The following is a 12,305-nucleotide window of genomic DNA, read 5'->3' as shown; positions in this document are numbered from 1 at the left end:
AAATACTTTTCGCTAATTCAAAATAAGGAGCGTTCATATCCATGACGATATATTGGACATTTTCTCTTGCTTGACGGGTGTAGCGAGAGAAATAGGTACGTAAATAAGCAAGTTTACGACTTTCAAGAAGACCTAGAATCTGATTGGTTTGGCCATCCATGAAGATAAAGCTCATTTCCCAACACAAGATTTCATCGCTTTAAATTCATCAAAGCAAAGAACAGAAGGCAAGTAGTCAAAGCAGACTTTCACGTTCTTCACGGCTCCTTTCATGATGCGTAAAATCGTTACATCCGATACGAAGTACCGGATGGCAATGTCTTTTCTACTAGAGTTGATCGCTAATTCTGCCATGATTTTTCGTTTCAAGTTGACAGAAATCGAACAATTTCGATCGACTAAAGAAGTTTCAGCGGAGAAAGTTGCGCCACACTCTTTACATAGAAAGCGAGTTTTTTTAAGACTTAAGACAGTTTTGTTTGAACGAATCGGCAGTAATTGAATCGTGGTTTGGTGAGTACCATACTTAATTACTTGTCCTTCGTTTTTAATCCCACATCTTGTACAGCAAGAGGGAGTGTAATCTAAGCGACCATGAATCAAATGGGAGGTAATCCCTCCTTCTTTCTTTTCAGAAAGCCAATCTGTAGGGAAAATGATATTTTCATCTGTTAAACCGAGTAATTTTTTAGTATGATAGTCCATGGAGATATCCTTTCTTGATGAGTTGGTTTTGGTCGACTTAATTCTATCAATTTGGATATCTCTTTTACTATCTTTTTTTACAAAAAATAGTGTTAGCAGAAAACAAAATTGTTTTCCACCAACACTAGATATTATAGAACCGTAAAATCCGGAAGAGGAAGTGAACACTTCTTCTCCGGATTTACTTCGTTATTTGACGTGAATGACTTGATTCGTCAAAAAGATTCGGATGCGCATGTTCTCAAATGATTTAAAGCCATAAGACACTCGTTTGAGTGCTTGATGTTGGTGTGTTCTTTGCTTCTATTTTTCCATTAGAGTAAGGTAGATCAAGAAATGACGAATCCCTTCTTCATAGCTGAGAAGATTTTGTAGTTTTATTCGAAATTCTTCATCTAATATTGTGATATTGGTGATAAGCTAATAGGAATTGCTCGTACGAAAACTAAAGATATGAAATGAAGCGGATAAATAAAAACTTGAAAATAATTATTATAAAGTCTTATAACAGCTTGCTTTATTCTAAAATTTATCGTATGATTATCATTGTTAACTGAATATGCGCCCATAGCTCAATTGGATAGAGTGTTTGACTACGGATCAAAAGGTTAGGGGTTCGACTCCTCTTGGGCGCGTTGGAAAAACTGGGACTTCATTGAATTCCTAGTTTTTTTTATTTACATAAAAAAAATCGTCTCTTATCGTTATCTTCGAATCAAACACCTAACAAGCGTTCTCCTTTCTTTCTACCTGTAAATTCGCTATAATTAAGGTCAATATTAGTCAAAGGAATGAGTGGGATGGCACAACAAAATACTTCGGATCTAATTGAATCATATATAAAAAAGATCCTAGAAAAAAATGAGATGATCGAGCTTCGAAGGATTGAATTGGCAGACCTTTTTAACTGCGTTCCTTCGCAAATCAATTACGTGATCAATACACGCTTTACGATCCAACGAGGCTATCTTGTAGAGAGTAAACGTGGTGGCGGTGGGTATATCCGGATTGCTAAAGTGAGAATGTCGGATAAGAAACAAATGCTTGAACGAATCAATTTGTTGTTTGGTGAGACCATCAACGAAAAAAACGCCTATGCCATTATTCAGAAATTATATGAAGACCAAATCATTACCAAAAAAGAAGGAAACTTGATGTTGAGCGCCATTGCTAAAAATACGTTGAACATCAATGAGACAGAAGATTATACGCGTGCTCGCATTCTACGAGCATTTTTAGAACGATTAAGCTATGAAGACGGGAAGTGAAGATTAAATGGCAGAGATATTTACAGAAAGAGCGCAACGTGTCTTAGAAATTGCCCAAGAAGAAGCAAAACGCTTCAAACATCAAGCGGTAAGTTCAGAACATATATTGTTGGCTTTAGTGATCGAACCTGATGGGATTGCTGGAAAAGTATTACGAGAAATGAAATTAAATGAAAAAGATATTTACGAAGAAATCGAACATTTAGTCGGTTATGGGACAGTGAAAACTTATGCAAAAGGTGCATTACTACCTTATTCCCCTCGGATGAAACAAATTTTTGCTTTGGCAAATAGCGAAGTGAATAAAATGGGCGCACAAAAGGTAGGCACTGAACATATTTTACTTAGTCTATTAAAAGATGAAAGTATCATGGCTACACGTATCATGATCAACCTTGGCATCAGTTTGAGTAAAGTTCGTCAGTCATTGAAGCGTACGATGGGTACAGACTCGAACAGTGGTGGTATTCGCCGTCGTAATCCCCAAGAAAAACGTGCAATGACACAAGGAACCCCGACATTGGATTCTTTAGCTAGAGATTTAACAAAGTTAGCAAAAGAAAACAGACTAGATCCAGTCGTAGGACGTTCAAGAGAAGTCAAACGCTTGATCCAAATCCTTAGTCGTCGAACAAAAAACAATCCCGTATTAGTAGGGGAACCTGGTGTTGGTAAAACAGCGATTGCGGAAGGGTTAGCTCAAAAGATCATTTTAGGTGAAGTACCTGAAGAAATGCGAGCCAAACGTTTGATGATGTTAGACATGGGTGCATTGGTCGCTGGAACGAAGTATCGTGGTGAATTTGAAGATCGAATGAAAAAAGTCATTGATGAAATTTATCATGACGGTCAAGTGATCCTCTTTATTGATGAGCTACACACGTTGATCGGCGCAGGTGGGGCAGAAGGTGCGATCGATGCCTCGAATATTTTGAAGCCGGCATTAGCGCGTGGTGAGTTACAGACGATTGGTGCAACCACATTAGACGAATACCAAAAATATATTGAAAAAGATTCTGCATTGGAGCGACGTTTTGCACGTATCCAAGTAGATGAACCGACAGCGGATGAAGCAGAAGAGATCTTACGTGGCCTACGTTCACGCTATGAAGAACATCATCATGTGGAGATCACAGATGAAGCCGTGCGAGCAGCGGTCAATCTGTCTGTTCGTTATATCACTTCTAGACAATTACCGGATAAAGCAATCGACTTGATCGATGAATCGGCAGCAAAAGTTCGATTAGAGCAAGCGGATGATTTGTCAGAAACGGCGATCTTGAAGCAAGAGATCGAACAATTGAACAAGGATAAAGAGCGAGCGATTCAAAAGCAAGATTTTGAAACAGCTGCGCATCTACGTAGACAAGAAAAAAGCTTAATGAAGAAATTAGAAAAACGATTAGCGATCGAAGCAAAACATAAAAATGGCTTTGCAGACCGTGTCACTGAAGAAGATGTGGCTACTGTTGTTTCTGAATGGACAGGTGTGCCATTGCAACAGTTAGAGAAGAAAGAAAGTCAACGATTGTTGGAGCTAGAAGCCTTACTTCACGAACGTGTCGTTGGACAAGATGAAGCAGTTAAAGCTGTGTCTCGTGCCATTCGTCGGGCGCGTAGTGGCTTAAAAGATCCAAATCGTCCAATTGGTTCCTTCATGTTTTTAGGCCCAACAGGGGTAGGGAAAACAGAGCTTGCGAAAGCATTGTCGGAAGTGATGTTTGGTGAAGAGGATGCCTTGATTCGTGTTGATATGTCCGAGTTCATGGAAAAATATAGTACGAGCCGCTTGATTGGTTCACCGCCAGGTTATGTAGGATATGATGAAGGCGGACAATTGACAGAAAAAATCCGTCAAAAACCTTACTCAGTTATCTTGCTAGACGAAGTGGAAAAAGCCCATCCAGATGTCTTCAATCTATTGTTACAAGTATTAGATGATGGTCATTTAACCGATGCTAAAGGAAGAAAAGTCGACTTTAGAAATACGATCATGATCATGACTTCTAATATTGGAGCAACACAAATTCGAGAAGAAAAAAATGTTGGCTTCAATGTACAAGATATTACAAAGGATCATCAAGCGATGCAAAAACGGATACTTGAAGAGTTGAAGAAAGCTTTTCGTCCTGAATTCTTGAACCGTATCGATGAAACAGTTGTCTTCCATTCATTAACAAAAGACGAGGTCCATGCGATTGTCCAAATCATGAGCCAATCGATTGTCAAACGGTTGAAAGAACAAGACATCCAAGTGAAAATCACACCAGCGGCAGTTGATGTGATCGGGAAAGTCGGTTTTGATCCAGAGTATGGCGCACGACCTCTAAGACGGGCATTGCAAAAAGAAGTAGAAGATCGCTTGAGCGAAGCATTACTTGGCGGTGAGATCCATCTAGGAGACCAAATCACTGTCGGCGCTTCGAAAGGTAAAATCACGGTAAATGTGCGTGAACCTAAAAAAGTGACTGCTAAAGTATGATGATAAAATCATAGGTTGTGAAATTGTGCAGCCTTAATGAACCAAAAAGCCCAGAAATCGTCTGATTTTTGGGTTTTTGGTTTATTTCCGCTATCAGATCTTTCTGTCCGTTGTTTAACTAGGCTGTTAAACAGCATGTTTTACTTAGGTTGGCTTGCTTATTTTACAATCGCGTTACAATCAATAATAAATGTAAGAAGTATTGGAAAGTTTTCAGAGCTGTGCTACTATAATGGAGTTGTAGGAGGAGGAAATGATGATCGAAATCATAACTACTATAGAGTCAATGAAACAAGCAGAAGCATTGCTTGAGGCAGGCACTGACACCCTGTATTTTGGGGAAGAACGCTTTGGCCTGCGCTTACCAGCTTCTTTTACAAGAGAAGAGCAACGCGAATTAGTCGAGCTTGCACATCGTTACGGTAAAAAAGTAAATATAGCTGTCAATGGGATCATTCACCCTGAAAAAATGAAAAAAATTCCAGAGTATCTGCTGTTTTTAAAAGAGATCAATGCAGATATGATCACAGTTGGTGATACTGGGATCATCTATACTATGCGAAAAAATCCAGAATTGAGTCTTCCCTATGTTTTTGATGCAGAAACATTAGTCACTAGTGCAAGACAAATCAATTTTTGGGCAAAAAAAGGGGCGATTTCTGCTGTTTTGGCACGTGAAGTCCCATTTGATGAGATGAAAGAAATGGAAAGCAAATTGCTGATACCTGTCGAAACGCTTGTGTACGGAGCTACATGCATCCATCAATCGAAGCGTCCGTTGTTACAGAATTACTATAACTACACGCAACAGGACGAAAAGAAAGATCGTGAAAGAGGGCTCTTTCTCGCTGAACCTAAAAAAGAAGACACGCATTATTCAATTTATGAAGATTCACATGGCACGCATATTTTTGCCAATAATGACATTAATTTAAGCAATGAACTTGCCCAACTTTATGCGCATCATTTCCGTACGTGGAAATTAGATGGCGTGTTTACACCAGGTGAAGCATTTGTTGCGATCACTAAATTATTTGTCGAAGCAAAACAAGCGTTACTAGCAGACACATGGACAGAGGACATGGCACAAGAAATGACGAATAAGATCAATGGATTACATCCAGCGAATCGAGGACTTGATACAGGTTTCTTTTATATTGATCCTGAATCTATCAAGTAAGGAGTATGGTGAAAGAAAATGACAACAAAAAGAAAACTAAAGCGTCCGGAAGTTTTAGCTCCGGCAGGCACACTTGAAAAACTAAAGACAGCGATCCATTATGGGGCAGATGCTGTTTATATTGGTGGTAATGCCTATGGTTTGCGTAGCCGTGCGGGCAACTTTACTTATGAAGAAATGGCAGAAGGCGTGGCATTCGCAAAGGAACATCAAGCGAAAGTCTATGTGGCAGCGAATATGGTCACACATGAAGGAAACGATGAAGGGGCAGGAGAATTTTTCCGTAATCTACGGGATGTAGGGATTTCTGCGGTGATCGTGTCGGACCCAGCATTGATCGAGATCTGTGCAACGGAAGCACCAGGTTTACCGATCCATCTATCGACCCAGGCTTCTGCTACGAACTACGAAACATTGGAATTCTGGAAAGAAGAAGGCTTAGAACGTGTCGTTTTAGCTCGGGAAGTTTCGATGGAAGAAGTTGCTGAGATTCGCCGTCATACTGATGTAGAGATCGAAGCGTTCATTCACGGCGCAATGTGTATCTCTTATTCAGGACGGTGTACTTTGTCGAATCATATGTCGATGCGTGATGCCAATCGTGGTGGCTGTTCACAATCTTGCCGTTGGAAATATGAATTATACGACTTACCGTTTGGTCAAGAAAGACATACATTGACGGATGCAGGTGAAGTCGAAGAAGAGTTTTCGATGAGTGCGGTGGATATGTCAATGATCGAACATATTCCTGATTTGATCGAAAATGGTGTCGATAGTTTTAAAATCGAAGGTCGCATGAAGTCGATCCATTATGTGTCAACAGTCGCCAATGTCTATAAAGCAGCCGTTGATAGTTATATGGAAGATCCTGAAAACTATGTTTGCAAACAAGAATGGATCGATGAATTATGGAAAGTAGCGCAACGAGAACTAGCAACAGGATTTTATTACAATACACCTAGTGAAAATGAGCAGTTGTTTGGTGAACGACGTAAGATCCCTGTTTATAAATTTGTCGGAGAAGTCTTGTCGTATGATGAGGAAACGAAAATTGCGACGATCCGTCAGAGAAATCTCTTTTCTGTAGGGGATGAAATCGAATTTTATGGTCCTGGATTTACTCATTTTAGTCAAATGGTCGACGTGATGTACAATGAAGAAGGGGAATCCATCGATCGGGCACCAAATCCTATGATGATTTTGACGATGCCGGTGGCACAACCTGTTAAACCTGGAGATATGATTAGAAAAAGAAAATAATTTTTTAAACAATGAAGCGAAATGAGCATCTTGTCAACAGATTGTCTAGAAACATGCTACACTTATTTTTTGTAAGAGCTGATAAAAAGTTTATTGAAAAAACAGAGGTAGAATGTGTCATCAGCTGCTAAAAGGAGGAACAAGATGAAAACATATGATTATATTGTCATTGGCGGAGGATCTGGAGGAATTGCTTCAGCGAATCGTGCCGGTATGCATGGAGCGAAAGTATTATTGATTGAAGGCAATGAACTAGGTGGAACTTGCGTCAATGTCGGATGTGTTCCTAAAAAAGTCATGTGGCAAGCAAGCACGATCTTAGAAACGATCGAACGTGATGCTTCAAGCTATGGTATCCAAGCAGACGTCAAACAGGTTGACTTTAAAGAACTAGTAGAGAAACGTGAAAAATACATTGATTTCCTTCATGGGGCTTATCAAAGAGGGTTAGATAGTAATCATGTTGAAGCAATCAAGGGCTACGCTCGCTTTGTGGATAGCCAAACAGTCGAGGTAAATGGGAAAAGCTATCAAGCGGATCATATTTTGATCGCAACCGGTGGTAAGCCAAGCAAAATGACGATTCCTGGCGGAGAATATGCCATTGATTCAAACGGCTTTTTTGCATTGACGGAATTGCCAAAGCGCACGATCGTATTAGGTGCTGGCTATATCGCAGCCGAACTTTCGGGTGTGTTGAATGGCTTGGGAAGTGAAGTCATGTGGGCTTATCGTAAAGAACGTCCGTTACGTACGTTTGATAAAATGTTATCTGACAACTTGATTGAGATGTATCAAGACGCAGGAATCCATACTTATGCAAACTTTACGGCTCGTGAAATAACAAAAAATGAAGATGTCTACACAGTTACTTTTGAGAATGGCGAAACGTTGACGGCAGATTGCGTGTTATTTGCTGGCGGACGTGTACCTAATACAGACACATTAGGTATCGAAAAAACGAATGTCGAGTTAGATGAAAAAGGATTTATCAAAGTGGATAAATTCCAAAATACAACCGATGCACACATCTATGCAATCGGTGATGTGATTGGCAAAATCGATTTGACACCAGTAGCAATTGCCGCAGGTCGTCGTTTATCCGAGCGACTTTTCAATGGAAAAGAAAATTCTTATTTAGATTATGATCTTATACCAACAGTTGTCTTTACTCATCCACCGATTGCAACGATTGGACTGACAGAAGAGCAAGCATTGACGACGTATGGTGAAGGACAATTAAAAATCTATCGTTCACGATTCACGCCGATGTACTTTGCTTTAAACGATTATCGTCAAAAATGTGAGATGAAATTGATCTGTGTAGGTGAAGAAGAAAAAATCGTTGGGCTACATGCCATCGGTGTGGGCGTTGATGAAATGTTACAAGGCTTTGCAGTAGCAGTCAAAATGGGCGCAACAAAAGCGGATTTCGACAATACAGTAGCGATTCATCCAACAGGTGCCGAAGAGTTTGTAACGATGCGCTAACGGGCAATTCAATAAAAAGAATAAGCAAAATAGAAAAAAGCAGACGCAAGCCGTCTGCTTTTTTTAGTGAGTAAAACTATGGATAAAGTACTGTTTCAATATTGTTCCAAAAAGAAGTCGTTGGTATTTTAGAGATTTTAATTGTTTTTGCTTTGGTTTTTGCTTGATTCAGTTCGATATCTGTTAAAACTAAGTCATATTGGTTTACTGTATCGTAGTTCACTTGAAAGATATTGTCAGTATATGTATGGATCATATGGATTGCAGGAATTTTTTTGAATAACAATTGCTTGTACAATGCAAGGGTTCTTTCTTCCTGATAGGACACAATCAAAATAGATACCTTTTTCTTGTAAGGAAAAACGGTTGTCAACAACGAAGGCGATAAAGAAATCAATTCGAGTAATAACTCTTCATAGAGTAATTGATTTCGTCTGATCGTCAATAAACCAGCGTGATCAATGGCTTGATTGTATGCCTTTAATATCTGTGGTGAATGTGTAAATAGAATTTCAGATAAAATCTGTATATAGGTTGTTTTAAAAAATTGTCGGTTTTTATTGTAATTGATCAGCTCACTTAATTGCTGGATACCTTCCGAGTTCAAAGAAAAGTCTTGAGACAACGAACGATAGAAGTATTCCGAGAATCGCTGAATACGTTGGTACTCTTCATGATTGCCAGTTGTTGATTGAATGCAAGGATAATAGATTTTTGGATCTAATAGATTCGATACATTCGTTGATGTCACATTGAACCCATATTCTTTTTCAATGATCGAACAAAATACCGTATTATTTTTTATTAAATCGTAAAAAGAAGGATCATTGATTGGATTTCCCTTACTCTCTGAGATCAGATGACCTTGTCCAATACGAATGATTGCTGTGTAAAGATAAAAACTATTGATGATGATTTTATATGTACTAATTGTTTTAGGCGTTGCCTGTTTCTTATAGTAACGCTGCAAAACATCGAATATGTGATAAAAATGTGGCAATTGCTGTGGTGTAAATTGCTCGCGAAACATACTACAGAAGAATTGCCTGATATATTGTTCATCCCCAATGATTTGGAGTTTCGATGAGATCTGGATCGATAAAGGCGCATTGATCTCACAGAAATAACTATTGATATTTGCGATGATCCGGCGAATACTTGTTTCGCTTAGGTATAATTTATTTGCCAATTTGGATAACGTTGGCTCTACTTCAAAGATCATCTGTAATATTTGGACATTCGTCGATTGGTTGAGGATTTGTTTGATCAAATCTTCTAAATTGATCTCAGGTGGCAATAATAAAGAAGCCACTTGATACTGATCCGTATTAATACACACTGGTGCATATGTATGGTTAAAAAACACAATATCAGTTAATAATGTTTTTTTTGTAACCTCGAGTTGCTCCGCCAATGTCGTACAGTCAATGGCAGCCATCCCTAGGAGTAAAGCTAATTTGATTTGTCTTTCAGAAGTCTTTTCAAGCATATTTGTTCGTTTTATCATACTTTTCAGATCTTCTAAAATTAGAAAATCTGTTATTTCACATCCTTTGTTCATTTTATAAACATTATTTTATCATACTTTTCTAATTATTCGAGTTTTTTCTTTTTATAATAATAGTTGATTATTTAAAAGTGAAATTGTTCTTTTTATTTAATAATTCCTTTTTCTATAAAAAAACGGAAGATGGTAGGATAAATAACTAAAGTTCACTATTGTTAGCCATAAAAATGAATATTTCCGATCGATGTTTTTTTATTTCCACGTAACGCTTTTTATGAACCAATCAGAAGAGAATTAAGGATAACATAGACGTCTTTGGTCGTCTGGTTGTATTATTTATTAAACCTACATTATATCATTTTAAAAATCTGATATTTGAACTTGTTTTTTGTAAAACAGAAAAACTAATATTATGAAATTATCGAAAAAGCTGTACGATACATTATAGGTTTTTTAAAAGAAAGGAGCTTGTTGACTATGGGTGTACTTGAAAAACAATTAGAAAGGCAAATTTCATTGCTTTACTTACTCAATATCGAATCATCGAATATTAGTGATTTGGCTAAGGAATTGAGTATTACAGACAAAACGATTGCTGCAGATATCGATAGTTTCAATACCGCTTGTTTTCCTGCTCGGATTGAAACGAATCAGTATAAAGAGGTGTCGCTTTCGATACCTAAGAAGTTGAATTTAGATGATATATTTGTAAGGATACTTAATAATTCGACAAATGTAAAAATTTTAAAGTACATATTTATTTCAGAACCTTCGCTTTCTGAAATCGCGACGAAATTATTTTTAAGCAAAACGAGTATTCGTAGAATCGTCGCGAAAATCAATACATATTTCTTGAAAGAAAAAATCAATATCCAAATCAATTTAGAGAACAAATTAACGATTACTGGAAATGAAATTGAGATCCGGCGATTATTTGCTAGTATGTTCAAGGAAATTTATAAAGTCAAGGAATTTCCCTATTTTGATACGATCTATCAGATGCTCCGCCGTTGTCTAAAAGCACAAAAAAGGACGGTTAGCACTCCTAAAGTGATTTATTCGGTGTATTATATCTACTCATCGATTATCCGCATTGGAAATAACCATATTATTCCTGAGAAGGATTTGATTGACAATGAGCAGATCGTAGAGACGATCTTAGAAATTATTCAAAGTGATCGAGTCTTTTGCACACTGATGAACCAAAAATACAAGTTCAATGTCACACATAAAAATGTTTCAAATATCCTTACCTCTTACTTTGGGTTGATGTTTACAGAGGTGCAACATCGCGACCAAGTATTAGTACAGAATATCAAAAGTTTTCTTCAAAGCTTTTACAGTTTATTAGCAATTGATATGACGATCGATTCTGGTCAGATCGAATACTTTTTTGACTTTATCAATTTTTATAAAGAACTAGCAATCTTTAAAGTAAGCTATGCCGATATTTTTTATAAAAAAATGATGGAGAACAATCCTAAGATCTGGCAAGCCTATCAAAAATCATTACGGATTGCCCAACTAGATTTTGTCGAACAAATCAAACTATTACATAAAGAATTATTACTGGAATTGATTATTTCTTCCAATGAATTGTTACGAATGATCGAACCCAAAATACAAGAAAAGTCGATTTTATTATTAAGCTCTCAAGAGATGGGCTTATCCCTTCTATATAAAAATTTGATTTTACATAAGCATCCGTTTTTAAAAAATATTGATATCTATGAAAAAGACGTTTTTTCGATCGATTACCAGTTGATCAATCAATATGACTTGATTTTAACCGATCTATCCCTGAATTTTGATCGGATTACTTCCGAAATATTAAAGATTTCGAAAGTACCGACATCTATTTTTTGGAACAACTTCGAGCAGTGTTTGTATTCTTCTTGACAAGAATCGTTATGTTGGGAGGCTATTTCATCTTTTTATCAATTTTGAAAAAATAGATAATAGGAGAAGTCAAAACTCAGGTACGCTTAATACACACGCCGTTTAGCGTTGATTAAGTGAGGTATATTTGGATAAAGGGAGCTGAAAGTGATATGAATAAGTTAGCAATTTGTTTATTATTTACTGTTTATGGTGCAGCATTCAAAGCAGCAGAATTGGCTTTTAAAGCGCTTTGGTTGATTAGTAAGACTCTTGGCAGGTTGATCGTTAAGATGGGTAAAAAGGGATGGAGCAAACTAAGAGAAAGAAGGGCGCTCAAAAATTCACGTGAAGATACTACAACACCTCAACAGAACAATAGTCTAGAGCGTACAGCGTCCCGTTCAAATATTTCACAAGAAAGTCGGTTGAATACACGAACGGCACAAGCACAACAACTAGCAAGTCTACGTCGTACCCATTCCAGTCAATCGCTAGCGACAGGACATGCAAGATGACGAATCGAAAAATGAG

The 12,305-nt window shown here is 37.6% G+C and carries 8 protein-coding genes, 1 tRNA gene and 2 pseudogenes (1 of these 11 only partly in view); 8 read left to right on the top strand and 3 right to left on the bottom strand.

From position 1 onward, the window contains the following. A pseudogene (locus IGL24_RS15135) lies at positions 1-705 on the bottom strand (ISL3 family transposase); it reaches 611 nt to the left of the window's first position. A gap of 189 nt (positions 706-894) precedes the next feature. Continuing rightward, positions 895-1,104: pseudogene (locus tag IGL24_RS15130) on the bottom strand (transposase); the annotation flags it as partial. A gap of 162 nt (positions 1,105-1,266) precedes the next feature. On the opposite strand from IGL24_RS15130, the gene IGL24_RS15125 reads away from it, so the two are divergent. From IGL24_RS15125 to gor, 6 genes are all read left to right on the top strand, one after another. After that, positions 1,267-1,340: transfer RNA gene (locus IGL24_RS15125), tRNA-Arg, on the top strand. Between the two features lie 165 nt (positions 1,341-1,505). Further along, a complete protein-coding gene (locus tag IGL24_RS15120) occupies positions 1,506-1,973 on the top strand; it encodes a CtsR family transcriptional regulator (protein WP_206859633.1) in 468 nt (155 codons plus the stop codon). A gap of 7 nt (positions 1,974-1,980) precedes the next feature. Continuing rightward, a complete protein-coding gene (locus tag IGL24_RS15115) occupies positions 1,981-4,455 on the top strand; it encodes an ATP-dependent Clp protease ATP-binding subunit (RefSeq protein ID WP_207699438.1) in 2,475 nt (824 codons plus the stop codon). 256 nt (positions 4,456-4,711) lie between these two features. Continuing rightward, complete coding sequence (locus IGL24_RS15110) at positions 4,712-5,635, top strand: peptidase U32 family protein (RefSeq protein WP_207116034.1); 924 nt, start codon at positions 4,712-4,714, stop codon at positions 5,633-5,635. Positions 5,636-5,653: 18 nt separating this feature from the next. Continuing rightward, complete coding sequence (locus IGL24_RS15105; protein WP_206859626.1) at positions 5,654-6,895, top strand: peptidase U32 family protein; 1,242 nt, start codon at positions 5,654-5,656, stop codon at positions 6,893-6,895. Positions 6,896-7,039: 144 nt separating this feature from the next. Beyond that, positions 7,040-8,386 (top strand): glutathione-disulfide reductase, encoded by a 1,347-nt coding sequence (gor, locus tag IGL24_RS15100; protein WP_207116035.1) that lies wholly within the window; start codon positions 7,040-7,042, stop codon positions 8,384-8,386. A gap of 76 nt (positions 8,387-8,462) precedes the next feature. On the opposite strand, the gene IGL24_RS15095 is transcribed toward gor, so the two are convergent. After that, on the bottom strand, positions 8,463-9,893 hold the full coding sequence (locus IGL24_RS15095; RefSeq protein ID WP_206858487.1) for a helix-turn-helix domain-containing protein: 1,431 nt from the start codon (positions 9,891-9,893) through the stop codon (positions 8,463-8,465). 477 nt (positions 9,894-10,370) lie between these two features. Here IGL24_RS15095 and IGL24_RS15090 point away from each other — a divergent pair, with 477 nt between their 5' ends. Further along, on the top strand, positions 10,371-11,792 hold the full coding sequence (locus IGL24_RS15090; protein ID WP_207699439.1) for a helix-turn-helix domain-containing protein: 1,422 nt from the start codon (positions 10,371-10,373) through the stop codon (positions 11,790-11,792). Between the two features lie 152 nt (positions 11,793-11,944). Further along, the gene (locus IGL24_RS15085) at positions 11,945-12,289 is read left to right on the top strand and encodes a hypothetical protein (RefSeq protein WP_207699440.1); all 345 of its coding nucleotides are present in this window, start codon (positions 11,945-11,947) and stop codon (positions 12,287-12,289) included. The last annotated feature ends 16 nt before the right edge of the window (positions 12,290-12,305 follow it).

Source organism: Enterococcus sp. DIV2371 (genome assembly GCF_050498525.1).
Lineage (GTDB): Bacteria > Bacillota > Bacilli > Lactobacillales > Enterococcaceae > Enterococcus_B > Enterococcus_B mangumiae.
This window is presented reverse-complemented; position numbering and strand designations above follow the sequence as displayed.

Excerpts from the sequence above, each read along its gene's own strand:
- IGL24_RS15120 (WP_206859633.1), top strand. The coding sequence starts at position 1,506 with ATGGCACAACAAAATACTTCGGATCTAATTGAATCATATATAAAAAAG.
- IGL24_RS15115 (WP_207699438.1), top strand. The coding sequence starts at position 1,981 with ATGGCAGAGATATTTACAGAAAGAGCGCAACGTGTCTTAGAAATTGCC.
- IGL24_RS15110 (WP_207116034.1), top strand. The coding sequence starts at position 4,712 with ATGATCGAAATCATAACTACTATAGAGTCAATGAAACAAGCAGAAGCA.
- IGL24_RS15105 (WP_206859626.1), top strand. The coding sequence starts at position 5,654 with ATGACAACAAAAAGAAAACTAAAGCGTCCGGAAGTTTTAGCTCCGGCA.
- gor (WP_207116035.1), top strand. The coding sequence starts at position 7,040 with ATGAAAACATATGATTATATTGTCATTGGCGGAGGATCTGGAGGAATT.
- IGL24_RS15095 (WP_206858487.1), bottom strand. The coding sequence starts at position 9,893 with ATGATAAAACGAACAAATATGCTTGAAAAGACTTCTGAAAGACAAATC.
- IGL24_RS15090 (WP_207699439.1), top strand. The coding sequence starts at position 10,371 with ATGGGTGTACTTGAAAAACAATTAGAAAGGCAAATTTCATTGCTTTAC.
- IGL24_RS15085 (WP_207699440.1), top strand. The coding sequence starts at position 11,945 with ATGAATAAGTTAGCAATTTGTTTATTATTTACTGTTTATGGTGCAGCA.